Raw genomic sequence first — 23,122 nt, forward strand, 5'->3', positions numbered from 1 at the left:
CCGAATATAAAGAATGCCTGGATACTCCATTAAAGAGGAAAATCCACGATGATGCCCTGTGGTTACAGGCTGTCATTTTCCAGGCTCCCCGAAAAGAACCTTAAATAGGTGATGATTCGCTATCCAAGCCATGCAGCTTTGCTGCGTGGCTTTTCTTTGTGAAATGTGAACCGTTTTGTAACAATTTCCCGGGAAATGGCGGTCTGGGCGTGCGTCCCCAAAGGATTCTCCCTGATGCTCCTTTATAATAGGGGTAAGTGAAAGAAAGGGCGATGGTAATGGGAAGTTTGAAGCAAATGGCCTACCGCCAGAACAACCGCATACGCTTGTTGTTTCTAGCCTCATTGGCAAAGGGGCTCGCAATGGTCGGGCAGGCTTTGTTTTTTGTCTGGGTGGCTGATTCGGTATTTCTGAAATCCGCTTCTTTTGAAGAAGTGCTGCCTGTACTCGGCGCTTTGCTGGCGGTCATTTTGCTGCGGGCTGGTGCAAGTTATGCAATCGGCCGGCTCGGCATCACGTTGTCTGTTGAAGCAAGACGCCGTTTGCGGCGGGAACTGATCGCTTCATATAAGGAAAATCCGCTGCAGGGGTCGATTGCGGGGCAGTCGGGACGGAAAGTCGGCTTGCTGCTCGAAGCCGTCGACGACACGGATGGTTATTTCAGCAAATACATTCCGCAGATGATCCAAAGCTACACCATCCCGCTGATGCTGCTCGGCGTGATTTTTTACCTGAACTGGACAACGGGGCTCATCATCTTGATCACGGCACCGTTCATCCCTTTGTTCATGGCGATTGTCGGGAAGCGAACGAAACAGAAAGCGGATGAAAAAGTCGAGCAATTGGCTGGTTTTTCGGGAGCCTTCCTCGATGTGCTGCAAGGTTTGGCGACTTTGCGCTTGTATGGGCAAGCGAAGCGGCAGAGCGACACGATCCGCGACAATAGCTTGAAGTTCCGCGATTCGACGATGGACGTCTTGAAATCGGCGTTCCTGTCTTCTTTGACGCTCGAATACATTTCCATGCTGAGCATCGGGATTGTCGCACTCGAAATCGGCTTGCGCCTCGTCGTCTTCGACAGCATCACCTTTTTCCCGGCGTTCCTAGTCCTGCTGCTCGTGCCGGATTTCTTTAATCTATTGAAAGAGTTCGGCAGCGCCTTTCACACGGCGAGGGGCAGTGCGGCTTCTGCTGAGCTGCTGGCGGAAGAATTGGCGAAAGGCCATCAGCCGGTCGTGTGGGGCGAATCCCCGGTCGATGCACCGATTGAGCTGGCTTTGGAGCAAGTGGGCTTCCAGTACGGGGAAGGGTTTCAACTCGAACCGGCAAGTTTGACGCTGGAAGCGGGAACGTCTACCGCGCTGGTCGGGGCAAGTGGCTCCGGAAAAAGCACCTTAATGAATGTAGCAGCGGGATTATTGCCGGCCACAAGCGGGCGCTTGCTGATTAACGGACTCCCGCAAGAACGAGTGAGCGAAGATGAATGGTTCGGGCAAATGAGCTATATTACACAAGATCCTTATTTATTTGCAGGGACAATTAAAGAAAATATCGAACTTGGGGCGAACCGGACCGTGGCGCCGCAAGAATTGATTGCGGCAGCACAGAAAGCGGGCATCCTGGAATTGGTCGAATCGCTTCCTGGAGGGTTCGAAACGGTGATCGGTGAAGCAGGGCGCGGATTGTCCGGCGGTGAAAAGCAACGGCTCGTGCTAGCGCGCGCATTTCTCAAGAAGCCGTCGTTATTGTTTTTCGATGAACCGACGGCAGGGCTCGACCTTCATACAGAGCAAGTGCTGCAAAGTGCGATCGAAGAGCTGTCGAAAGAAGCTACCGTTATCACGATTGCACACCGTCTGCATACGATCCGGAACGCATCACGCATTATCGTCTTGGACGCGGGGAAAGTGGAAGCCATCGGCACGCATGAAGAGCTAATGGACAGCTTCGGCCCGTACCGCTCCATGATTGAGGCGCAGCAAGGAGGCGAACGGGCATGGGTGAATTAAAAACGGTTTTTTGGCTGACGCTGAAGGAAAAACGCGACGTCGCCCTTGCCGTAATATTCGGCTTTCTGGCGGGGCTTGCAGGTGTTGCGCTTCTTGGGGCGAGCGGCTATTTGATTTCCAAGGCGGCTTTGACTGCCCAGATGACGACTTTGGTCGTGATGGCAGCATCGCTCAAATTATTCGGCTTTGCGGCAGCCATTACCCGCTACGCGGAACGGCTGTTTTCACACCGCGCGACGTTTACGATGCTCGGCCATTTGCGCAGCGGTTTCTTTGAGCGGCTGGCACCGCTCGCGCCGGGGATATTCCAGCGCCACCAGAGCGGTGATCTGCTGTCGCGCATCGTCGGCGACGTGGAAAGTTTGCAAAATTTCCTGTTGCGCGTATTGTATCCGCCGATTGTCGTGGGCATGGTCTTGTTGGCCACAGTGTTTTTCACTTCGTTTTATTCGCTGCCCATGGCCTTGATCGTCTTGGCAGGCGCAATTTTCGTGGTCGTCATCCTGCCGGCGTTCTTCGCTCTCCGGAGACGGAAGAAAACACATGCGACAGGGGAAACCCGTGGAGAGTTTGCCGCAGCATCGGCGGAATTTCTCTACGGATTCAAGGATTTGAAAATCCATTTGGCGCTCGATCAAAAAAGCGCGGAATTGCAGGAAACCGCGCACCGTTACGAACTTGCCCAGCAAAACGAAGGGCTTGAGGAAAACCGGGCCCAATCGGTGAACGCGCTTGTGGCTTTTCTGGCTTCGTTTTTCGTTTTGGCAATTGGGGCGTATTTCGTGTCCATCGGGGAATTGTCCGGTCTGTATTTGGCGATGCTTGTCATGGTATCGCTTGGGGCATTTGAAAATGTCGGCCCGCTTGCGTCCCTTCCGGCGTATTATGAAGAAAGCCGGATCGCTGCGCGCAGGCTTGACGAGGTGGTGGATGAAGAGCCGGACAACAGCACCGGTACGATGCCAGAGGGGCCGGTGGATATTCAGGCCGACCGCCTCAGCTATCGTTATCCGAATGACAGCCGCTTGTCGCTCGATGAAGTCAGTTTCCAGTTGCCGCAAGGATCCAAAACGGCGATTGTCGGCCCGAGTGGCTCAGGTAAGTCGACTTTATTGCAGCTATTGCTGAAAGTAGCGGTGCCCTGGGATGGTGAAATCCGTTTCGGAAATGAAGCGCTTAGCGGCATGCATCCCGAAAACGTATGGGAGCGCATGAACATTGTGCTTCAGGAGAACCACTTCTTTTCTGGGACAATCGAGAGCAATTTGCGCATTGCGAATGAGCAGGCAGACGCAGAACAATTGCGTAAAGCACTCGAACTCGTACGGTTAGAGCACTTGGAGCTGTCTGCACCGGTTTACGAAAAGGGACGCAATTTATCCGGCGGTGAAAAGCAGCGTCTCGCGATGGCTCGTGCGTTTCTGAAAGGCGAACGGCTATGGCTACTGGACGAACCGTTTTCATCGGTCGACGGCGTAACGGCCAAATCCATCTACAGCGAGCTGTTCACCCGTCACCCACAGGATACGTTCGTCATCATCAGCCACGATTTATCAGGGCTTGAAAACATGGACCGCATCCTGGTGTTGGAAAACGGACGCTTGATCGAACAAGGCACTTACCGGGAATTAATGGAACGCCGCGGTTATTTCCACGGCCTCAAGAAAATAGAAGAGCAAGTTTTCGTCTAAGCTGTCTAGGTTGGCCGAAAACACAGCAAGCAAAAAGACGCGTCTATGCAGACGCGTCTTTTTGCCGTTCGGCTATGAGTGGTTGATGCTTCAAGGCGTCGTCGAGTTTCATTTGTTCAAGTTCCAGCCGCAGCTTCTGCGTTTCGATAACGTAATTGTCATGCTTGAGCTTTTCGAGTTCCACTTCCGTCTCCAACGCACGCTGGTGCATTTTCTTCTTTTTGGTCAAATAGTCCGTCCAGATAGCGACGAGGGGAATGGAAAAGATCATGATGACAGCTACCAGTCCTGTCATGAATGTTCACCTCTATTCAGATTATTCTGTATATAAAGCAGTATACACGTTTTTCTTGATTTTAGAAAGTTATGGAAAAGCAAAAACCATGACAAGTGTCATGCTCATAAACAGACGTTTATGTCTTATGAAGAAGCGGAGAGCGGCGTAATATGATAGTTAACAAGTAAACCGATGGGCACGCCCATTCTAGGAGGAAGACAAGCTATGAGCAAAGAAAAGACAGCGCAATTACGTAAATTTGTCGCCCCTTTCGAAAAAGCAGATGTTAAAGCAAGTGTTCAACAAATGATTAACACAATACCCCCATTTTTCATTCTTTGGTTTTTAGCCTATCTCGCCCTTGATGTTTCCGTTTGGCTGACAGTAGGGATTTCCATTATCGCTGCAGGATTTGTCGTTCGCATGTTCATCATTTTCCACGACTGCACACACGGGTCGTTCTTCAAAAACAAAAAAGCGAATGCGGTCGTCGGAACGATTACCGGCATATTGACGCTTTTCGCTTATGAAAAATGGAAACGCGAGCACGCAATCCACCACGCATCGAGCGGTAACCTCGACAAGCGCGGAGTCGGCGATATCTGGGTCATGACAATCGACGAGTATGTGGAAGCTTCCAAATGGGAACGTTTCAAGTACCGCATGTACCGCAACCCTCTCGTAATGTTCGGGTTGGGGCCGTTATTCCTGGTCTTGATCTCCAGCCGCTTCAACCGTAAAGATGCACGCAAGAAAGAACGCAACAACACGTACTTGATCAATGCTTCACTAGTGGTCCTTTACACGATCATGATCTTGGCGATCGGCTGGCAGGCATTCGTGCTGATCCAAGGCACGATCATGTTTACGGCTGGCGCACTGGGCATTTGGTTGTTCTATATCCAGCACACATTCGAAGATTCTTATTTTGAGGACGAAAGCGAATGGGATTACGTGAAAGCGGCAATCGAAGGCAGCTCCTATTATGAATTGCCGAAAGTGCTGCAATGGGTGACAGGCAACATCGGTTTCCACCACGTCCATCACTTGAGCCCGCGCGTTCCGAACTACAACTTGGAAAAAGCGCATGTTTCCACGCCGCCGCTTCAAAAAGCGACGACGGTCAACTTGAAGACGAGCTTGAAATCCTTGAAGTACAAAGTGTACGACGAAGAGAACAAGACCTTCGTGACATTTGGCGACATCAAGCATTTGCTTGGCAACTCTGAAACAGCACAGCAATAAAGCGGAACTGCTCTTGCCTCGATCCAGAGGAAAGGGCAGTTCTTTCTTTTGGGAACGTGGTTCAGATCCGCAAGTGCCGCAGAGTTTTTCTCTTTGTCCGCGAGCTTTGGTATGATAAGAGGAAAGAAACCCTAGGAGGCAGTTATGCAAAACTGGTATCAAATTTTTCCGCGCAATACATGGCTCAGCATCTATGCATGGACGATCTTTTGCATTTTGCCGTTCTTTTTCATTTTTCGCTCGTCTTCTTCGCCTGAAATCGCAGCAGGGATCATCCTGTTGGTGGCATTTTTCATCGCTTACCGTTTGTCGTTCAGTTCACATTCGTTTCTTGTGTATTTATGGGTAAGTGTCGAGATGATCATCAATATCGCGATGATCTTTTTATTCGGCTATGTCTACCTGGCGATTTTCCTGGCGTTCTTCATTGGGAATATCCGCAGCAAAGTCGGCTTTTTCATCATCTACGGCCTGCATATCGGGACGACGATCGCCGCGATCATCTACGGTTTGCTTGTCGACTTTAATCTATATATCACTCAACTGCCGTTCATCATCCTGAGTGTTCTTGGTGTCATCCTGCTGCCGTTCAACACCTATAACCGGCACAAACGCGAAAAGCTGGAGGGGGCGCTTGAAGATGCCAATAAACGGATTTCGCAGCTTGTGCTAATCGAGGAGCGGGAACGGATAGCGCGCGATCTCCACGATACGCTCGGCCAGAAATTATCGTTGATCGGCTTGAAAAGTGATTTGGCCGGGAAACTACTCAATAAAGACCCGGAACGCGCGGCTGCTGAAATCCAGGATGTCCGCCAGACGGCGCGCACTGCTTTGAAGGAAGTGCGGGAACTGGTGACGGATATGCGCGGGATGAAACTCGAAGACGAATTATTGCGCATCCAGCAGATTTTGAGAGCCGCGGATATCGATTTCGTGTTCTATGGCAACGCCAAGCTCAACAATACGCCGCTGTTGATGGAGCATGTGCTGAGCATGTGTTTGAAGGAAGCGGTCACCAATGTCGTGAAGCATAGCGAAGCCTCCCGTTGCACCGTGCTGATCAAGCAGACGCCGAACGAAATTCTCGTGCAGGTGCAGGACGACGGTGTCGGGTTCCCGGAAGGCAATCCGATGCTCCAGGGCAACGGGCTTGCTGGAATGCGGGAGCGGCTTGAGTTTGTCAATGGCCAAGTCGATGTGGAAGTCATGGACGGGACGACCTTGAATATCCGGGTGCCGAATGTCATTCTTTATCAAGATGTGGAGGGGAGAAATTCATGATTCGAATTGTACTGGCGGAAGACCAGCGCATGATGCTTGGGGCGCTTGGATCGTTACTGGACCTGGAAGATGATTTAGAAGTGGTTGGCATGGCGTCTAATGGAGAGGAAGCGATCCGCTTGGTCGAGGAGCTGAATCCGGACGTCTGCATCATGGATATTGAAATGCCGGTCAAGAGCGGCTTGGACGCAGCAGAAGCCTTGAAAGACCATTCGTGCAAAACCATCATCCTGACGACATTCGCCCGATCAGGTTATTTCGAGCGGGCCAGGAAAGCCGGTGTCAGCGGGTATCTCTTGAAAGACAGCCCGAGTGAAGAGCTGGGGACCTCGATCCGTACTATCATGGACGGCCGGCGGATCTATGCCCCGGAACTTGTCGACCTCGCTTATGCAGGGAGCAATCCACTGACTGAACGCGAGCGGCAAGTGATGGAATTGATCACCGAAGGCCGCAGCACGAAAGAAATCGCCAAAGAGTTGTTTATTACGACAGGCACTGTGCGCAATTACATTTCCACCATTCTCGATAAACTCGAGGCGAGCAACCGGATTGAAGCCATTGCCCGCTACCGTGAAAAAAGCTGAACAAGAGAAAACAGGGCAGGAAAAGCGGCCGCTTTTCCTGCCCTGTTGTTTTGAGCTATCAATCGTATAGCTTTTCCTGCAACGAGCCATCTTCCGCGTAAATATGAAGCTCCCCGTTATTGCGGTTGACGTAACGCTTCGCTTCATCCATCAAGTCATCCTTCGTTTCTTCAATGAGGATGGCTTTTTTGCTGTCTTTTTTCTTAAGTTGCCAGCCTTCTGAATGCTTCCGGATTTCGTAAACCGGTGCTTCACTGTCCCCTTGCACGGTGTCACGTGCCTGGTCTAAAGCGATCGGTATAGCGCGGCCTTCTTCGTAACCATCCCGCAAGAGAGCGTTAGCGATTTCAATTGCTTTATTGCGGACATTTTCATCCAAATTTTTGAAGGAATCTGGGTAATCATTCTTATTCCACGGCATATTTATCGCCTCCTTGCCTTTCTATCCCCATTTAAATAGGAAATAAAACACAATCGCCCCCTTTTCATATAAGCTCAGTATGTTAAAGTGTTTAATAAGGAGGAGATGTCATGACAGATACAACTTATCAAATCATAGCCTTAATCGTTTACCTAGCGGCTATGCTATTCATTGGCTGGTATGCGTATAAGAAGACAGCTGACTTATCCGATTACATGCTCGGGGGAAGGGGACTCGGGCCATCCGTAGCGGCTCTCAGCGCCGGTGCATCCGATATGTCGGGATGGCTATTGCTCGGTTTGCCAGGGGCTATTTACGTTGGCGGCCTGGTGGAAGTCTGGATCGCCATCGGCTTAACGATCGGTGCCTTCCTGAACTGGTTCTTTGTTGCGCCTCGTCTGCGAATCTACTCATTTGTCACCAGTGATTCCATCACCATCCCAAGCTTCTTAGAAAATCGATTGAAAGACCGCTCGCGCCTTTTGCGAATCGTTTCAGGTATTATCATTTTGATTTTCTTCACATTCTACGTTTCATCCGGTATGGTAGCTTCTGGGCTATTCTTCCAGAGTTCATTCGGAATGGATTACCATCTCGGCCTGGTCATAGGCTCGGTGGTAGTTGTCGCTTATACTTTATTCGGTGGATTCCTCGCCGTCAGTTACACGGACTTTGTGCAGGGAATCATGATGTTCCTGGCGCTTATTGCAGTGCCGGTTGTCGGGATTTTCGTTACCGGCGGGTTCGGTGAGACAGCAGCGAGCATCCGGGAAGTCGACCCGAACATGCTGAGCCTGGTGTCGGGAGCATCCACGATCGGCATCATTTCTGCCGTAGCGTGGGGCCTTGGTTACTTCGGCCAGCCGCATATTATCGTCCGTTTTATGGCAATCAAAACTTTAGCGGAAGTTCGTTCTGCCCGCCGCATCGGCATGGGCTGGATGATTTTGAGCCTTATTGGTGCCACAGGTACGGCATTGGTGGGGATTGCGTATTTCCAGCAAAACCCGGATGCGACCTTGGTTGACCCGGAAGCGGTATTCTTGGACATGAGCCAAGTACTGTTCCACCCGCTAGTTGCAGGTTTCGTCCTGGCGGCAGTCCTGGCAGCGATAATGAGTACGATTTCGTCCCAATTGCTCGTCAGCTCTTCTGCCTTGATTGAAGACTTGTATAAAATTGCCTTTAAGAAAGAGTCCAGCGCTAAAGGCTATGTCACGCTCGGCCGAATCGCCGTAGCTGTCATCGCTGTCATCGCTGCAGCACTCGCATGGGAGCAGAACAATACCATTCTTGGATTGGTCGCTTATGCATGGGCTGGATTCGGTGCCGCTTTCGGCCCGATCATTTTGCTTTCCCTATTCTGGCGCAAGCTTACTTCTAAAGGTGCGCTTGCCGGTATGATTGTCGGTGCCATCACTGTCATCATCTGGGACTTGGTTGGTACAGCCCCTGATGAAGCCGGGGCTACTGAACTTACAAACTTCATCGGCAGCGTCTATGAAATCATTCCAGGCTTCATTCTCAGCTGGTTGGTTACATGGGCTGTCAGCTTGATGACTTACAAACCGAATGCTGAAATCGAAGCGGAATTCGATGAAACAGAGCGTTTGATTCAAGAAGATAAGAAATAATTTATGAAAATAGGCTATCCTCACACAATGAGGATAGCCTATTTTTATTGCTTATTATCCAGGATGCATTGTCGCCCCGAGCCGCTTTGCCGTAGCCGAGACTCCAGAACGTTTCCTGCAGCTCCATTTGAATTTTTCCGTCTTGCCCAAGGCGGTTGAATTCCGCCGTCATTTTTTTCAAGTCATCCGATACGACAGCTACATTGATGTTCTTGCCGATTTCAACAGGGACGCCTGGCATGGCATCCGAAAACATGACAGTGCTTCCGTAGATATCCAAGCTCGCATGGCATGATCCGCTCTTTCATCTCTTCAGGCAGTTCCTGGCCAGGCCCAGAAGGCATATCCCCGAACCGGGAGAGTTCTCCGGGCTCAGTATCGAATACTTGTCCGTAATACTCAACAGCTTCCTCGCAATTGCCATTAAAGACCATATAGACATTGACAGTCATCGTGAAAACCCCTTTCAATCGATAGGTAAAAAGCGAACAAACATTCCTTTTTTATTTTATTATAGTCTCTTTGGGAAAAAGTAAATAATTATTGATTGAATAATCAGTTTTTATTTCAATGTCCAAGCGAAGCCGGTATCAGCTTATGCAATGAAAAACTGCCTTAAAGGCTCTGGTGCATGAGCTTTTAAGGCAGTTTTGTTTTTCGATCTTATTTATTCTGTTGTTTTCTCGCTTCACGTTCCAAGCGGCGGAAGCGGCGTAGTTCCGATTTACGGATCGGCGGCGACTCTCCGCGGATGATCTTGGTGAATGACCAAAGCATCAGGAGCAGCAGCACCGTAAACGGCAAGGCCGATATGAGCGAGGCGGTCTGCAAGGCGCTAAGCCCGCCAGCGTATAGCAAGACAGCTGCGATCGCTGACATCAAAACGCCCCAGATAACTTTGAACAAAGTCGGCGGGTTCAAGCTGCCGAAGCTGGTCATGGTCGCCAAGATGTATGTAGCGGAGTCAGCTGATGTCACCAGGAAGGTAAAGATCAGCAAAATCGCCAATACGGACATGATGGTCGACAATGGAAGAACGTCAAAGGTTTGGAACAAGGCGGAAGTCAAATCGACATTGACCGCTTCCGCGATGCCCGACTGCTCGTTCAGGTCATACCATAAAGCCGTACCGCCGAAGACGGCGATCCATACACAGGCGATCGCTGGCGGAATGACCAGCACGCCGAAGACGAATTCGCGGATGGTGCGCCCACGGGAGACCCGCGCAACGAACGCCCCGACAAATGGAGACCAGGCAGTTGCCCAAGCCCAGTAGAAGATGGTCCATCCGAGCACCCATTCTCCGCCGGTATAGGGCTCCATACGCAAGCTGTACTGGACGAAATTGGTGATATAATCACCGATTGCGAGCGTGAACGTGTCCATGATGAAGACTGTCGGGCCCGCAAAGAAAACGAAGACCATCAATACGAGTGCCAAACCTAAGTTCAAGTTACTTAAATAGGCAATTCCTTTATGAAGGCCTGTAGAAGAAGATAGGGTATAGGCAGCGAACATAACGCCGATAATCGCCAATTGGATCGGGAAGGCATTGTCGATGCCGAATACGGCGTTCAAGCCGCCGTTCATTTGCAGGACCCCAAGGCCAAGTGAAGTCGCGATTCCCATGACGGTTGCAATGACTGCGAGTGAATCGATCGTATGCTTGACTACCGGTTTCGTACCCAATACCGGTTCAAGTGCAGTGGAGACCAGGCCAGGCTTTTTGCGCCTGAACTGGAGGAAGCCGATGACCAAGCCGACGATGGCGAAGACCGACCATTGGCTGATGCCCCAGTGGAAGAACGAATAGCCCATCGCGATACGTGCGGCTTCTTCGGTCTGCCCTTCAGTGCCAAACGGTGTGGTGAAGAAATGGCTCATCGGTTCAGCAACGCCCCAGAACACGAGGCCTGCACCGAAACCGGCCGAGAATAGCATGCCGATCCAAGTGAAGAACGGGAATTCCGGCCGGTCAGAGTCGGCTCCGAGCCGGATGCTGCCGTATTTGCTAATAGCGATGATAATCAGGAAAAGGGTAATGATGAAGACAGCGAGTAAGTAGAACCAACCGAAGTTTAAGGTGGTGAAGTTAAATAAGGTGCCGGCGACTTCGCCGAAACGGATCGGCATAAATGCCCCAGCAAGGACCAACAGCAGGATCACGGCTGTCGATATGATAAACACGGGGTTTTTCAATAATTTCTTATCCATGATGACCTCCTTTGAAATATGATGATTATCTTTTCCTATACCCTAGCGTATCGAAAATGATGCCTAAAAACCACCCATTTCCCGGAAAAATCAGAATCTATAGGAGAAAAGTGACCATATACACAGTAAATCATCTCCGCCAGAGGTTATTATATTTATATAGAAGGAAGCAGTCTAAGGATAAAAAGAAGGAGTGTTGGCATATGAAGTTGGACCATATCATCCATTTTACCCGCACTAGCCCGATAGCGAGCAGCACATTTTGGAATGATGCAGGTTTTCACGCGGTTACAGGAGGCAGCCATAAAAACTGGGGAACACAAAATGCCCTTATGTACGGGCCGGATTATTACATCGAGTGGCTCACGGTTGAAGACGGGAACGTAGCCGAAGCTTCGGGACATCCGCTTGTCCGGCAGCTGCGCCATGACGGGAGAGGCTTCGGTACCGTCTGCCTGCGTTCCGATAACCTCGACCAATTAGCGAAACAAATCGAAGGGCGTGGGTTTCCGACAATCGGGCCCATGGATTCCGAACGGCTGACTGATGCGGGTGAGACTATCCGTTGGCGTTTGCTCTTTATCGACCAGCCGATTTCTTCAGCTTTGCCGTTGCCGTTCTTTATTGAGTGGGAAGAGCCGGACGAAGTACGTTTTGCCGGATTGAAACAGAAGGGCGCCATCACGGAGTTCAATGAAAAATTGCGCTTGGATGCACTTGTTTTCTCGGTGGAAGACCCAGCGCGAAGTGAAGCGGAATGGAAAAGCTTGTTGGGGGGATCCATTTCACTTGAAAATTGCCGGCTTGCATTCGAGCGGGGCACAGGGAAAGAACGGCTGCGTGAAGTGCGTTTCGAGTCGGCCGGCCAGGAAATCATTTTTGAGCAGGGAAGCTACCAGGTGCCGAGTTTCGGATAGGGGCGGGCGTGGTACTGTGATAGGATAGAAGGAAACCTCAAATTGATGAAGCCATAAGGGACCGGGCGGAGTCGAGATTCTGCCGATAGGAGGCAACAAGGGATGGAACAATTCATTGAAAAAGCGATTATCGTGGGTGTGCAATTGCAGAAAGATACCCATTTCGAATACAGTATGGAAGAATTGCGGAATTTAGCGGAAGCATTGGGCGTCGAAGTGGTGGGCGAACTGCACCAGAACTTGGAGCGCGTGAATCCTGCCCATTATATTGGCGCGGGAAAAGTCGATGAAGCGAAAGTATTGTACGAAGAAGCGGATGCCAATCTGATCATCTTTAACGATGAACTGTCGCCGTCCCAGATCCGCAATCTGGAGGAAGACTTGGAATGCAAAGTGATTGACCGGACGATGCTTATCCTGGACATCTTCTCAAGACGCGCCCGCACGCGCGAAGCCCAAGTGCAAGTGGAATTGGCGCAACTCCAGTATATGCTGCCGCGCCTTGTGGGCTTACGCGCATCGCTCGGCCGCCAAGGCGGTGCGAGCAGCGGTGGGCTTGCTAACCGCGGTGCCGGGGAAACCAAGCTGGAGCTTGACCGCCGGAAAATCGAAGACCAGATCACCAAGCTCAGGCGGGAACTGGACCAAGTAAAAGAACAGCGCGTCACACAGCGCAAACAGCGCCTGAAAAAAGGCATGCCGGTCGTCTCGCTCGTCGGCTATACCAATGCCGGAAAATCGACGATCATGAACAGCTTGCTCTCGAGGACAGGACAGGATGTCGACAAGCAGGTGTTCGAGAAAGACATGCTGTTCGCGACTTTGGATACGTCCATCCGCCAAATCCGCCTGGAAGATAATAAGACATTCTTGCTGTCCGATACGGTCGGTTTTGTAAGCCGTTTGCCGCACCATCTGGTCAAAGCATTCCGTTCGACACTTGAAGAAGCGCGCAACGCCGATTTGCTGCTCCATGTCGTCGACGTCTCGAATGATGAGCACGATTATATGATGGAAGTGACCGATGCCACGCTGCAGGAAGTCGGTGTCGAGAATGTCCCGACTTTATATGTCTATAATAAATCGGACCTCGCCGGTGTCGCTTATCCACGAAAGAGCACGGATGCTGTGTGGATATCAGCGAAAGAGGGAGCAGGGCTCGATGAAATGATAGAAAGCATCCGTGACCGGCTCTTTGCGAATCACGTCACATGCCGCATGGAAATCCCATTCGGGCGCGGGGACGTCGTCGCATATTTGAACGACCATGCGAGCATCAAAGAAACCGAATATGGTGAAGAAGGTACGCTGGTCACCGTGGAATTGAGCCGCGCAGATTATGACCGCTATGAACAATTTGTCGTCGGCAAATGATCAGCCTATATGCAAATACACGAAAACACGGAAAAGCTGGAGAAACTCTCCGGCTTTTTCTTGCGGAGAACCCATATTCTTCAGGGCCGGCAATTAACCGGCTGTAAATTGGGTAAACTGTGAGTAAGGGCTGAATGCTGTATAATGTACGACAAGTCTTTATAAGGAGAGTGAACGCCATGAGAAAATGGGTGGCAGCCATAGGAACCGGCGCCGCTGTCATCGGCCTTGGCGCATGCAGCGATGCGCAAGCACCGACGACTGAAGAAGAGAGCGGGAATCCTGCACAGGAAGCTCCGGAAGAAACGAAGAGCGCTTCGGAAGTTTACGCTGAAGCGGTGGAGGCTTCGCAGCAAGTGGAAAGCTTGCGCGCACAGTCGAATACCGAACAACAGATGAAGATGCAGCCGGACGGCATGGAAATCGACATGACGGTGGATTCTGAAATGGAAATGACCTATGAGCCCCTGGCCTTTCATCAAACAGGCGAGACCAGCATTGTATCGGAAGATATCGACAATACCAACCCGATGCTTACGGAAATGTATATGACGGAAGAGGGCTTATACATGCACGAGACTTCTGTCGATATGTGGCTGAAAATGCCAGAAGAAATGCACGAAAACATGAAGTCGATTGCCGGGCAGCAATCTGCTGACCCTGCGCGCCAATTGGATGAACTCGGGGAGTTCGAAGAGGATTTCGTGCTGGAGGAAACGGGCGAAGCCTATATCCTGACGCTCGATGCCTCGGGAGAAGAGTTCCAGGAACTGACGGACGAACAATTGGAGAAAACGCTGGGCCAGATGGAAATTGAAGCCCCATTGGCTCCGGAAGACCTGGAAGTGCATTCCGTGAATTACGTCATCACGCTGGACAAGGAAACCTATTTAGCAAACCGCATGGAAGTCGATATGGAACTTGACGTCGATGTGCGCGGCGAAATGATGGCGATCGAATCGCAGATGCAAGTGGATTACAGCGACTACAATGCCGTCGAGCCGATCGAAATCCCGTCGGAAGTATTGGAGCAAGCGCAGGAAATCGAATATTGATAATTGAGAGCAGAGTGAAGTTCCCTCTGCTTTTTTTGTGCGCTGAAACACGTGCATAGCAGAGAATCCAGAAGCGTCGCCCGATGCCAGTATAGACCCTGATTCCCAATCCAAGAAGCGATTCCCCCACTAGCCGGAAACACCTGAAGAAGCAGATCTGGCTAAACGCACTTCAATCAATGGAATGTCTCAGCCGTCCAGCGCCAAGGGTGAGCCGAAGCATCAAGACAGGCGCTCTCCCTGACTTGATGCAGGAGGCCAACCCAAAGCAGGCCGGCAATTCCATAAGTGAAGCCAAATCCCTCGACACACCCTGGTTCCCAATTCAAGAAGCGACTCCACAAGAGCTGTCCTGCTCAAGCAAGGCAATCGCTAAATTTGAAAAACAAGTGAACATTTCAAAGCGCCGGCATTCTTAATGAAAAGAGTTCTCAATTATCCCTTGACGCCATTTTTTATACTGCTATACTAAAATACAGTTAACCACTGATAATCATTATCATTCTCAATTGTTAATAGCAGTAGATAGGGAGCGGCATTACATGAAAAAACGTATTCTAATACCCGTATTGATCCTTCTGTCGTTCATCTCCCTGTTTGTCGGGGTCAGCAGCATCAGCCCGCTGGATCTCCTTGATTTCCAATCGGAAGAAACACAGATTTTCCTCATCAGCCGCTTTCCGCGTTTGGTCGCTATTTTACTTGCAGGGGCGGGCATGAGCATGGCGGGGCTCATCATGCAGCAACTGAGCCGCAATAAATTCGTCTCGCCGACAACTGCCGGGACGCTCGATGCGACGCGCCTCGGGATTCTCGTTTCGATGCTGTTGTTTGCGAACGCATCGATGATCGAAAAAATGGCTGTCGCCTTTTTCTTTGCGCTCGCCGGAACCTTTTTGTTCATGCAAATCCTCAACCGCATCAAATTCAAGGATGCGATCTTCATTCCGCTTATCGGCTTGATGTTCGGCAATATCCTGTCGTCGATCACGACTTTTTTCGCCTACCGGGCAGACGTCATCCAGAACATGTCGGCTTGGCTGCAAGGCGACTTTTCAATGGTCATGAAAGGCAGCTATGAACTTCTTTACATAAGCGTACCCGTGTTCATCATCGCTTATATGTACGCCAACCGCTTTACGGTCGCGGGCATGGGTGAGGATTTCTCGAAGAACCTCGGCCTCAAATACCGCAGTGTCGTCAATATCGGTTTGACGCTGGTCGCGCTCATCACGGCAACGGTCGTCTTGACGGTCGGCATGATCCCGTTCCTGGGGTTGATCATCCCGAATATCGTTTCGATCTTCAAAGGGGACCACCTCCAAAAGACATTGCCGCACACCGCGATGCTCGGGGCGATTTTCCTGTTGATTTGCGACATTCTTGGACGCGTCTTGATTTATCCATACGAGATCACCATCAGTTTAATGGTGGGCGTCATCGGAAGCTTCATCTTCCTGATCATGTTGTTTAGGAGGAAAGCATATGCGTGACGTACATAAATTATGGATTTTGATTGGGCTTGCCGCTGCAGCATGCGGTTTGTATTTATTCGATAATTTGAATGGCAGCTTCGATTATGCATTGCCAAGAAGAGGCGTGAAAGTCTTCGCGATGGTACTGACCGGCGTGGCGATCGCCTATGCGACGGTGGTATTCCAGACAATCACCCATAACCGCATTTTGACCCCAAGCATTATGGGGTTGGATTCGCTGTATATGCTCCTGCAGACCCTGTTGATTTTCTTCTTGGGGTCGGGGCATATCACGATCATCAATAAACAAGTGAATTTCCTGCTGTCGATCGCTGTCATGGTCATCTTTGCATTATTGTTCTATAAATTACTGTTTAAGAAAGACAACCAGCCGATTTACTTCCTTTTATTGATCGGCATCATTCTCGGCACTTTTTTCGGGAGCGTCTCGACCTTCTTGCAAGTGCTGATCGACCCGAACGAGTTCCAGATCGTCCAGGACAGGATGTTTGCGAGCTTCAATAATGTCAATGCCGACTTGGTCTGGACATCGTTGTTCTTTATTGTCGTATTGATCGGTTTGGCTTGGCGCAACAACGCTTCGCTCGATGTGCTGTCTTTGGGAAGGGATACGGCGGTGAACTTGGGGGTGGGGTACGACGCACTCGTCAAGAAGATGCTGATACTGGCCGCGGTACTGATTGCCATTGCCACTGCGCTGGTCGGCCCGATCACGTTCTTTGGGCTCATCGTCGCCAATTTGTCCTACCAATTCTTCAAATCCTATAAACATTCAATTGTCATTGCCGGTGCAAGCATCATCAGCATCATCGCCCTTGTCGGAGGGCAATGGGTGGTCGAACATGTCTTCACGTTCAATACGACGCTCAGTGTCATCATCAATTTCATCGGCGGCGTCTATTTCATCTATCTGCTATTAAAGGAGAGTCGGTCTAAATGATCCAAGTCCGTGAACTGACGAAATTATATGGAAAGAAACAAGTCGTGGAAAATGTATCGGTCGATATCCGGCGCGGGCAGATCACTTCGTTCATCGGCCCGAACGGCGCAGGGAAATCAACGCTTCTGTCAATGGTCAGCCGCCTGTTGGATGCGGATACCGGGGAAGTATTGATCGATAAGACCAACACGAAAAAGATGAAATCCAATGAATTCTCAAAACGCGTCTCCATCCTGAAGCAGTCGAATTTCATGAACGTGCGCTTGACGATCCGTGAATTGGTGTCGTTCGGCCGTTTCCCGTATTCGAAAGGCCGCTTGAATGAAGAGGACGAGAAGATGGTCGACCAGGCAATCGAGTATATGGACCTTGGGGACATGCAGCATTCCTATTTGGATGAATTGTCCGGAGGCCAGCGCCAACGCGCTTTCATCGCCATGGTCATCGCGCAAGATACCGATTATGTGCTGCTCGATGAACCGCTCAACAACCTGGATATGAAGCATTCGGTGCAAATCATGAAAATCTTGCGCCGCCTCGTCGATGAGCTCGGTAAAACCGTCGTCATCGTGCTTCACGATATCAATTTCGCCTCCGTCTATTCCGACCGGATTGTGGCATTGAAAAACGGCCGTGTCGTCAAGGATGGCCCGACAGAAGAAATTATCCAGTCAGCGGCTTTGAAGGAAATCTATGACATGGATATCCCGATCCAGCAAATGAATAATTGCCGGATTTGCGTGTATTTCAATTCCTGATAGTGGAAGTTATTGAATGCGAAAACAAGGAAATCCAGAACCCGTGTGGAAGTGTACTCCATGCGGGTTTTTTATTGGTTGCGGATGGTTTTCCAAAATGCCCTATGGATGCGGCAAGGAAGAAGGTGCAAGTATGAAGCGAATCTTTTATCCGTTGGCGATGGCGACACTGCTCGGGTTTTTCGGCATACTTTATTATTATCAGCGGGAACAAGTCCGTGAATTGGATGAACGGGCAGCTTCGCTGTTCGGCGCGATGGGGTGGCTTGAGGCCATGTCGTTCCTCGGGGAGCAATGGTTGATCTTTACTGCGAGCTTCCTGCTTCTCGTATTCCTTTGGGCATTCCGCCACAATTACCGGGGCATGCTTTTCGTCTTTTTAACGGTCGGTGCAGGGAACGCGTTGAATCGATTGCTGCAGGAATGGTTTGCCCGCCCGATGCCGGAATTTCCCGAAGAGGTGGCATCCTATAGCTTTCCGTCCGATCACGCTATGGTCGGCTTATTGTATTTGTTCACGCTGGCGTATTTCCTCGGCGGACGGGCAGTGACTGAAACGGCCCGGCTGGTGATCTGGCTGGCTGCGGTATCGTTGACGGTGCTCGCGGCCTTATCGCAAGTGGCTAGCGGCGCGCATTACCTGTCGGATGTGTTGGCAGGGCTGTTTCTTGGTTATACCTTATTCGTCCTGGTGGCCATCTGGTATGAAATGAGGGAGCGGCAATTCCGCAAGCGCCGATATGCGGGTGCTGAGGAACTGGAAGATAGCCGGGAGAGCAAAATAAGGCAATAAAAAACGAACGGAGAATTTTTCTCCGTTCGTTTTTCTATTGAGGACCCCAAGTTTTTCTCTCTCTGTTTTATGCTTTGCCTGAAGCTGGCCGTTCCTCGCCGAGCTGGTTCAGGCGGTCTGCAAAATTATCCGCTCTGTCGGATGAACCGCGCAGCACGTCTTGCATCGAATAGGCCTGCGAACCATGTTCCGCGAAGTCCAGACCGGTCTCTTCCTCTTCGGCTGTCACACGCAGCGGCGTCACGATGCTGATCAATAGAAGGACGGCACCGGTAGCCAAGGATGCCCAAGCGATGACGGCCAGTACGCCGACTGCTTGGATGCCGAGAATTTCAGCTCCTCCTCCGTAAAGCAATCCGCCGTTCACATCGAAGAATCCGATCGCGAGAGTTCCCCAAATCCCTGCAATCCCGTGAACCGATACAGCCCCCACTGGATCGTCCACGCGAATTTTCGTATCCAATAGGTGGACAGCTTCTGTCATGATGATGCCGGCGATCAAACCGATCAAGATGGCGCCGAGGAACGAGACGTTGGCAGCGCCGGCAGTGATGCCGACAAGCCCTGCAAGTGCACCGTTCATCGTCAAGGTACCGTCAATGCGGCCATAGCGGAAGCGGGTGTAAAGCGCCGTAGCCAAAACACCGGCGGATGCCGCGAGTAAGGTGTTGGCGATGACGGGCGGAACGAGCGCAGGATCTGCTGCGAGCGTGCTGCCGCCGTTGAAGCCGAACCAGCCAAGCCAAAGGATAAAGACGCCGAGCGCGCCGAGCGGTAAGCTATGGCCCGGAATGGTGTTGACGGTCTTGCCGGAATACTTCCCAAGGCGCGGCCCGATTTTCCAAGCTGCGATAAAGGCGGCGACGGCACCGGTCAAGTGGACGACGGTAGAGCCGGCGAAATCGATAAAGCCGATTTCGGATAACCAGCCGCCTCCCCATACCCAGTGGCCGACAATCGGGTAGATGATGGCTGTCATGGCTACGGTGAGCAAGATATAAGCAGCCAAGTGCATGCGCTCTGCGACAGCGCCCGAGATGATTGTCGCACAGGTGGCGGCGAATACTGCCTGGAACACGAAGAATCCGATATCGGTGACACCCGCTAAGGCGAATCCTTCCGTGCCGATCAAGCCGAACGACGAAGGCCCGAACATCAACGCATAGCCGACGATAAAATAAAGGATGGACCCAAGCGAAATGGTGATCATGTTTTTCATCAAAATATTAAGGGTATTTTTAGAACGAGTGAACCCGGTTTCAACCATGGCGAACCCGGCGTGCATGAAAAAGACGAGCATTGCACCGAGCATGACCCACAGCATATCGACTGAACTTTGTACAGCTTCCATAATTATCTCCCCTTATCCAATCGCGACGGAGCCGCGTTCTTTTGTTCTGATCCGGATGGCTTCTTCTACAGGCAGGATGAAGATTTTCCCATCGCCGACTTCACCGGTGGCGGCATAGTCGAGGAGCGCTTGGACGATGTCTTCGACTTTTTCATCTTCGACGACCATCTCGAGTTTCAGTTTTGGGGAAAATTCCATTCGGTAGGCATTCCCCCGGAACAAGCCGACACGCCCTTCCTGTTTGCCGATTCCTGCGATTTCAGTCACGGTCAGCCCGTCGATTCCTTCAAGCGCCAAGGCTTGCCGGACGTCGGCAAAAACGGAAGGGCGAATGATAGTTTCAATCTTTTTCATCTTTATTCCTCCTTATGTTAGGTTTGTTAACATATTAATCAATATCTTCTGACAACGCAAGTATTATTTTTATTTCATGTTAGGTTTACTAACGTGGAAGCGATTGCAATTGGCGGTATCCAACGGAAAATAAATTTTGACTTCATAAAAGAAAAGGTGATTTGAATGTATAGGATTTCACAAGAGCTAGCGGAGATGGGGAAAAAGCGCATCGCGGATTTTCTGGTGGAAGGTTTTGTTTGGGGGAGTGGCCCGGAAGCGCCGGCTTTGATGCTGGTCGGGGAAGCGCCTGGCGAGAGCGAAGTGGAAACCGGAATCCCGTTTACAGGGCGTGCCGGCAAAGAATTGATGGCTTCCTTGGAAGGGATCGGCCTTGAGCGGGAAGACGTCTACATCACTAGCGCTGTGAGGAGCCGCCCGTACAAATGGGGAGAAAAGCGAACTCGGAGCGGCGAAGTGATCAAGCGGAAATACAACCGGGCGCCGAATAAGAAGGAAATCATCGCCCATGCGCCGATTCTCGATGAAGAAATCCGCGCGGTAAGGCCACCGTTGATTGTGACGCTAGGCAATATCGGCCTGCAGCGCCTTGTCGGGCGTGAGGCAAAGATCATGCAATTGCATGGGACGTTGATGGAAACACCGATCCTTTATTGGGATGAAGACAGCGGCACGTTCTTAAAAACACAAGAGAGCTACCATATCTTTCCGACGTTCCATCCGGCGAGCGTTTTCTATAACCCGGCAGTCCGCGAGCACAAGGATGCGGATTGGGAGAAACTTGGCCGTTTACTGCGCAATGAAGTGAATGAATAATGGAAAATCTTTCTTTGTTGAAAAAAGTTGTACTAAGGAAACTTCTGGAGTAGAATAGGCTTATTCATTACTACCGGAAGGAAGTTGGCTTTATGGACAGTACGGTTTTATTTGCACTTGGCTTAACGCTTTTTGCGGGACTTGCAACCGGAATCGGCAGTTTGATCGCGTTTTTTGCTTCGCGCACCAATACGAAGTTCTTGTCAGTGTCGCTCGGTTTCTCGGCTGGGGTCATGATTTATGTCTCCATGATCGAGATTTTCTTTAAAGCGAAAGATTCGCTGACGGCTGCCCAAGGAGAAACGGCGGGATACTGGCTGACGCTCGCCGGATTTTTCGGGGGCATGGTCTTCATGGCAGTGCTTGACCGGATACTGCCGCAGATGGGGAATCCACATGAAGTGCGCACTGTAGAAGATATGGACGATGGCCCGACCAATGATGAATATGCAAGGCTTCGCAAAATGGGGATTTTCACGGCGCTGGCCATCGCCATCCATAATTTTCCTGAGGGCATTGCGACATTTATGTCAGCGATCCAGGATCCTGCGCTCGGCATCGCCATTGCAATCGCGGTGGCGATCCACAATATTCCGGAAGGCATCGCGGTGTCGGTGCCGATTTATTACGCGACGGGCAGCCGCAAGAAAGCCTTCCAATACAGTTTTCTCTCAGGAGTATCCGAACCGGTCGGGGCGATTGCCGCTTGGCTGTTCTTGATGCCTTTTTTGAGCGACACATTGTTCGGCATCATCTTCGCAGGTGTCGCGGGGATCATGGTATTTATCTCGCTGGATGAATTATTGCCGGCGGCGAAGCGCTATGACGAAGCCCATTTGTCGATTTATGGCTTGGTTGCCGGAATGGCGGTCATGGCTCTCAGCCTTGTCTTGCTTGCGTAACTTGAAACCTCGCGCCTCCTTGACCGTATAACTGGTCAAGGAGGCGTTTTTCAATGGAAGCCAAAAAGATCGAAGAAGCTTACGGGCAAGTCTCAAGAGCACTCGGATGGGCGACGGACAAGCAAGTGTCGCTCGCGGTCACGATGATTTATTTGAGCCGGGGGCGTGAATTCGATGCGGATGCCCACCATGAAGTGTCCCAGCTCATCAAAAAGAAAGAGGGTTTCATGTCGCCGCTGCGCGCGCATCTCCACCACATTGTGGCGGCATATCTCGTGCTCGGCGATGAGCCGGCAGAAGACGGATTGGTTAAACTCAATGCCAATCAGCAGGCGCTGAACGACGTCAAGTTCTGGAAGAGTTCCTATACATACCTCGCGGGCTTGATGATGAAATCGCCCGGCGAAGCGGAATGCGCAAGGGAATTGTATGATGCGATGAAAACCCATCACCCTTTCCTCACTTCAAGCGAAGACATCCCGTATGTCGTATTGCTGTCCAATCGGGAAGGGGATATCCAGGAACGCGCGGAAACGATGAACCGTTATTACAAAGAACTGCGCCCTCAAGGGTTTTCAGCCGGCAATCATCTCCAATGGCTGAGCCAGTCCATGACCTTCGGCTCGCCAGCGTTCCAGCCGGAAGTGGCGGGACGTGTCATTGCCATCCGGGATTTCCTGAAAGCGGAAAAGATAAAAGTGCGCGGGGAGCATTATCCGGTATTGGGTTTCTTGGCCATTGCGGAGGCGGATGGAGAGGCGCTTGCTGCGGTGGTGAAAATGTTCCGCGAGCTGGAAGCTTCGAAATTATTCCGCTGGTACGGTTGGTGGGTCTTGCCATCGGCCGTGCAATTGACCATGGCGCAATCAGTGGGGCTGCGTGAAAGTGAAGCATCGGTATTTGCGGCTTCTGTAGAACTGCTCATGCAAGCGCAGCAGGCAGCGATGATGCTCGGCATGAGTGCGGTAATCGCTTCTTCGAATAATTCAGGGAGCTAATCGCGA

General features: G+C 51.0%; 22 protein-coding genes. 16 read left to right on the forward strand and 6 right to left on the reverse strand.

Annotation, left to right across the window (positions count from 1 at the left end; all coding sequences use genetic code 11):
- The first annotated feature begins 278 nt into the window (after positions 1–278).
- Entirely contained in the window at positions 279–2,009 is a 1,731-nt protein-coding gene (cydD, locus tag DP119_RS09625; RefSeq protein WP_112232985.1) for a thiol reductant ABC exporter subunit CydD, read from the forward strand.
- A complete protein-coding gene (gene cydC / locus DP119_RS09630) occupies positions 1,997–3,700 on the forward strand; it encodes a thiol reductant ABC exporter subunit CydC (protein ID WP_112232986.1) in 1,704 nt (567 codons plus the stop codon). Before cydD ends, cydC begins: the two co-directional genes overlap by 13 nt.
- Before the next feature lie 43 nt (positions 3,701–3,743).
- On the opposite strand, the gene DP119_RS09635 is transcribed toward cydC, so the two are convergent.
- Positions 3,744–3,995 (reverse strand): hypothetical protein, encoded by a 252-nt coding sequence (locus DP119_RS09635; protein ID WP_101189439.1) that lies wholly within the window; start codon positions 3,993–3,995, stop codon positions 3,744–3,746.
- Between the two features lie 207 nt (positions 3,996–4,202).
- Between DP119_RS09635 and desA the strand changes: the two genes are divergently transcribed.
- From desA to DP119_RS09650, 3 genes are all read left to right on the forward strand, one after another.
- On the forward strand, positions 4,203–5,222 hold the full coding sequence (desA, locus tag DP119_RS09640) for a Delta(5) desaturase DesA (RefSeq protein WP_112232987.1): 1,020 nt from the start codon (positions 4,203–4,205) through the stop codon (positions 5,220–5,222).
- Positions 5,223–5,366: 144 nt separating this feature from the next.
- Positions 5,367–6,506 carry a sensor histidine kinase gene (locus DP119_RS09645; RefSeq protein ID WP_112232988.1) on the forward strand — a complete coding sequence of 380 codons (1,140 nt, stop codon included), beginning with the start codon at positions 5,367–5,369 and terminating at the stop codon, positions 6,504–6,506.
- Complete coding sequence (locus tag DP119_RS09650; protein WP_101189442.1) at positions 6,503–7,093, forward strand: response regulator transcription factor; 591 nt, start codon at positions 6,503–6,505, stop codon at positions 7,091–7,093. The genes DP119_RS09645 and DP119_RS09650 overlap by 4 nt, the downstream gene beginning before the upstream one ends.
- Before the next feature lie 58 nt (positions 7,094–7,151).
- Here the strand turns inward: DP119_RS09650 and DP119_RS09655 are convergent, their stop codons facing one another.
- Positions 7,152–7,514 (reverse strand): DUF2188 domain-containing protein, encoded by a 363-nt coding sequence (locus DP119_RS09655; protein ID WP_068871925.1) that lies wholly within the window; start codon positions 7,512–7,514, stop codon positions 7,152–7,154.
- Between the two features lie 110 nt (positions 7,515–7,624).
- On the opposite strand from DP119_RS09655, the gene putP reads away from it, so the two are divergent.
- On the forward strand, positions 7,625–9,148 hold the full coding sequence (gene putP, locus DP119_RS09660; RefSeq protein ID WP_112232989.1) for a sodium/proline symporter PutP: 1,524 nt from the start codon (positions 7,625–7,627) through the stop codon (positions 9,146–9,148).
- A 1-nt stretch (position 9,149) separates the two neighbouring features.
- On the opposite strand, the gene DP119_RS16040 is transcribed toward putP, so the two are convergent.
- Positions 9,150–9,404 (reverse strand): VOC family protein, encoded by a 255-nt coding sequence (locus DP119_RS16040; protein ID WP_205853867.1) that lies wholly within the window; start codon positions 9,402–9,404, stop codon positions 9,150–9,152.
- A 407-nt stretch (positions 9,405–9,811) separates the two neighbouring features.
- On the reverse strand, positions 9,812–11,362 hold the full coding sequence (locus DP119_RS09670; protein WP_112232990.1) for a BCCT family transporter: 1,551 nt from the start codon (positions 11,360–11,362) through the stop codon (positions 9,812–9,814).
- Positions 11,363–11,565: 203 nt separating this feature from the next.
- On the opposite strand from DP119_RS09670, the gene DP119_RS09675 reads away from it, so the two are divergent.
- The 7 genes from DP119_RS09675 (at position 11,566) to DP119_RS09705 (ending at position 18,695) form a co-directional block, all read left to right on the forward strand.
- Complete coding sequence (locus DP119_RS09675; protein ID WP_167399211.1) at positions 11,566–12,279, forward strand: VOC family protein; 714 nt, start codon at positions 11,566–11,568, stop codon at positions 12,277–12,279.
- Between the two features lie 102 nt (positions 12,280–12,381).
- Positions 12,382–13,653: a GTPase HflX gene (hflX, locus tag DP119_RS09680; protein ID WP_112232992.1), complete on the forward strand. Its 1,272-nt coding sequence runs from the start codon at positions 12,382–12,384 to the stop codon at positions 13,651–13,653.
- 179 nt (positions 13,654–13,832) lie between these two features.
- Complete coding sequence (locus DP119_RS09685) at positions 13,833–14,708, forward strand: DUF6612 family protein (protein ID WP_112232993.1); 876 nt, start codon at positions 13,833–13,835, stop codon at positions 14,706–14,708.
- A 542-nt stretch (positions 14,709–15,250) separates the two neighbouring features.
- On the forward strand, positions 15,251–16,201 hold the full coding sequence (locus DP119_RS09690; RefSeq protein ID WP_112232994.1) for an ABC transporter permease: 951 nt from the start codon (positions 15,251–15,253) through the stop codon (positions 16,199–16,201).
- On the forward strand, positions 16,194–17,144 hold the full coding sequence (locus DP119_RS09695; protein WP_112232995.1) for an iron chelate uptake ABC transporter family permease subunit: 951 nt from the start codon (positions 16,194–16,196) through the stop codon (positions 17,142–17,144). Before DP119_RS09690 ends, DP119_RS09695 begins: the two co-directional genes overlap by 8 nt.
- Positions 17,141–17,902, forward strand: a complete 762-nt coding sequence (locus tag DP119_RS09700) for an iron ABC transporter ATP-binding protein (protein WP_112232996.1) — start codon at positions 17,141–17,143, stop codon at positions 17,900–17,902. Before DP119_RS09695 ends, DP119_RS09700 begins: the two co-directional genes overlap by 4 nt.
- 133 nt (positions 17,903–18,035) lie before the next feature.
- Positions 18,036–18,695, forward strand: coding sequence for a phosphatase PAP2 family protein (locus DP119_RS09705; protein ID WP_167399212.1), 660 nt, complete (start codon positions 18,036–18,038; stop codon positions 18,693–18,695).
- A gap of 67 nt (positions 18,696–18,762) precedes the next feature.
- On the opposite strand, the gene DP119_RS09710 is transcribed toward DP119_RS09705, so the two are convergent.
- Both DP119_RS09710 and DP119_RS09715 read right to left on the reverse strand, forming a co-directional pair.
- Positions 18,763–20,046 (reverse strand): ammonium transporter, encoded by a 1,284-nt coding sequence (locus tag DP119_RS09710; protein ID WP_112232998.1) that lies wholly within the window; start codon positions 20,044–20,046, stop codon positions 18,763–18,765.
- Positions 20,047–20,058: 12 nt separating this feature from the next.
- Positions 20,059–20,400: a P-II family nitrogen regulator gene (locus DP119_RS09715; protein WP_112232999.1), complete on the reverse strand. Its 342-nt coding sequence runs from the start codon at positions 20,398–20,400 to the stop codon at positions 20,059–20,061.
- A gap of 165 nt (positions 20,401–20,565) precedes the next feature.
- Here DP119_RS09715 and DP119_RS09720 point away from each other — a divergent pair, with 165 nt between their 5' ends.
- From DP119_RS09720 to DP119_RS09730, 3 genes are all read left to right on the forward strand, one after another.
- On the forward strand, positions 20,566–21,216 hold the full coding sequence (locus tag DP119_RS09720) for a uracil-DNA glycosylase (protein ID WP_112233000.1): 651 nt from the start codon (positions 20,566–20,568) through the stop codon (positions 21,214–21,216).
- A 92-nt stretch (positions 21,217–21,308) separates the two neighbouring features.
- Entirely contained in the window at positions 21,309–22,118 is an 810-nt protein-coding gene (zupT, locus tag DP119_RS09725) for a zinc transporter ZupT (RefSeq protein ID WP_112233001.1), read from the forward strand.
- Between the two features lie 53 nt (positions 22,119–22,171).
- A complete protein-coding gene (locus DP119_RS09730) occupies positions 22,172–23,116 on the forward strand; it encodes a DUF4003 family protein (protein ID WP_112233002.1) in 945 nt (314 codons plus the stop codon).
- Positions 23,117–23,122 lie beyond the last annotated feature (6 nt).

Source organism: Planococcus maitriensis, from assembly GCF_003289925.1.
GTDB lineage: Bacteria > Bacillota > Bacilli > Bacillales_A > Planococcaceae > Planococcus > Planococcus maitriensis.

What these genes read in the sequence shown, in the direction of transcription:
- cydD (WP_112232985.1), top strand. Translation starts at nt 279, where the DNA reads ATGGGAAGTTTGAAGCAAATGGCCTACCGCCAGAACAACCGCATACGC.
- cydC (WP_112232986.1), top strand. Translation starts at nt 1,997, where the DNA reads ATGGGTGAATTAAAAACGGTTTTTTGGCTGACGCTGAAGGAAAAACGC.
- DP119_RS09635 (WP_101189439.1), bottom strand. Translation starts at nt 3,995, where the DNA reads ATGACAGGACTGGTAGCTGTCATCATGATCTTTTCCATTCCCCTCGTC.
- desA (WP_112232987.1), top strand. Translation starts at nt 4,203, where the DNA reads ATGAGCAAAGAAAAGACAGCGCAATTACGTAAATTTGTCGCCCCTTTC.
- DP119_RS09645 (WP_112232988.1), top strand. Translation starts at nt 5,367, where the DNA reads ATGCAAAACTGGTATCAAATTTTTCCGCGCAATACATGGCTCAGCATC.
- DP119_RS09650 (WP_101189442.1), top strand. Translation starts at nt 6,503, where the DNA reads ATGATTCGAATTGTACTGGCGGAAGACCAGCGCATGATGCTTGGGGCG.
- DP119_RS09655 (WP_068871925.1), bottom strand. Translation starts at nt 7,514, where the DNA reads ATGCCGTGGAATAAGAATGATTACCCAGATTCCTTCAAAAATTTGGAT.
- putP (WP_112232989.1), top strand. Translation starts at nt 7,625, where the DNA reads ATGACAGATACAACTTATCAAATCATAGCCTTAATCGTTTACCTAGCG.
- DP119_RS16040 (WP_205853867.1), bottom strand. Translation starts at nt 9,404, where the DNA reads ATGTTTTCGGATGCCATGCCAGGCGTCCCTGTTGAAATCGGCAAGAAC.
- DP119_RS09670 (WP_112232990.1), bottom strand. Translation starts at nt 11,362, where the DNA reads ATGGATAAGAAATTATTGAAAAACCCCGTGTTTATCATATCGACAGCC.
- DP119_RS09675 (WP_167399211.1), top strand. Translation starts at nt 11,566, where the DNA reads ATGAAGTTGGACCATATCATCCATTTTACCCGCACTAGCCCGATAGCG.
- hflX (WP_112232992.1), top strand. Translation starts at nt 12,382, where the DNA reads ATGGAACAATTCATTGAAAAAGCGATTATCGTGGGTGTGCAATTGCAG.
- DP119_RS09685 (WP_112232993.1), top strand. Translation starts at nt 13,833, where the DNA reads ATGAGAAAATGGGTGGCAGCCATAGGAACCGGCGCCGCTGTCATCGGC.
- DP119_RS09690 (WP_112232994.1), top strand. Translation starts at nt 15,251, where the DNA reads ATGAAAAAACGTATTCTAATACCCGTATTGATCCTTCTGTCGTTCATC.
- DP119_RS09695 (WP_112232995.1), top strand. Translation starts at nt 16,194, where the DNA reads ATGCGTGACGTACATAAATTATGGATTTTGATTGGGCTTGCCGCTGCA.
- DP119_RS09700 (WP_112232996.1), top strand. Translation starts at nt 17,141, where the DNA reads ATGATCCAAGTCCGTGAACTGACGAAATTATATGGAAAGAAACAAGTC.
- DP119_RS09705 (WP_167399212.1), top strand. Translation starts at nt 18,036, where the DNA reads ATGAAGCGAATCTTTTATCCGTTGGCGATGGCGACACTGCTCGGGTTT.
- DP119_RS09710 (WP_112232998.1), bottom strand. Translation starts at nt 20,046, where the DNA reads ATGGAAGCTGTACAAAGTTCAGTCGATATGCTGTGGGTCATGCTCGGT.
- DP119_RS09715 (WP_112232999.1), bottom strand. Translation starts at nt 20,400, where the DNA reads ATGAAAAAGATTGAAACTATCATTCGCCCTTCCGTTTTTGCCGACGTC.
- DP119_RS09720 (WP_112233000.1), top strand. Translation starts at nt 20,566, where the DNA reads ATGTATAGGATTTCACAAGAGCTAGCGGAGATGGGGAAAAAGCGCATC.
- zupT (WP_112233001.1), top strand. Translation starts at nt 21,309, where the DNA reads ATGGACAGTACGGTTTTATTTGCACTTGGCTTAACGCTTTTTGCGGGA.
- DP119_RS09730 (WP_112233002.1), top strand. Translation starts at nt 22,172, where the DNA reads ATGGAAGCCAAAAAGATCGAAGAAGCTTACGGGCAAGTCTCAAGAGCA.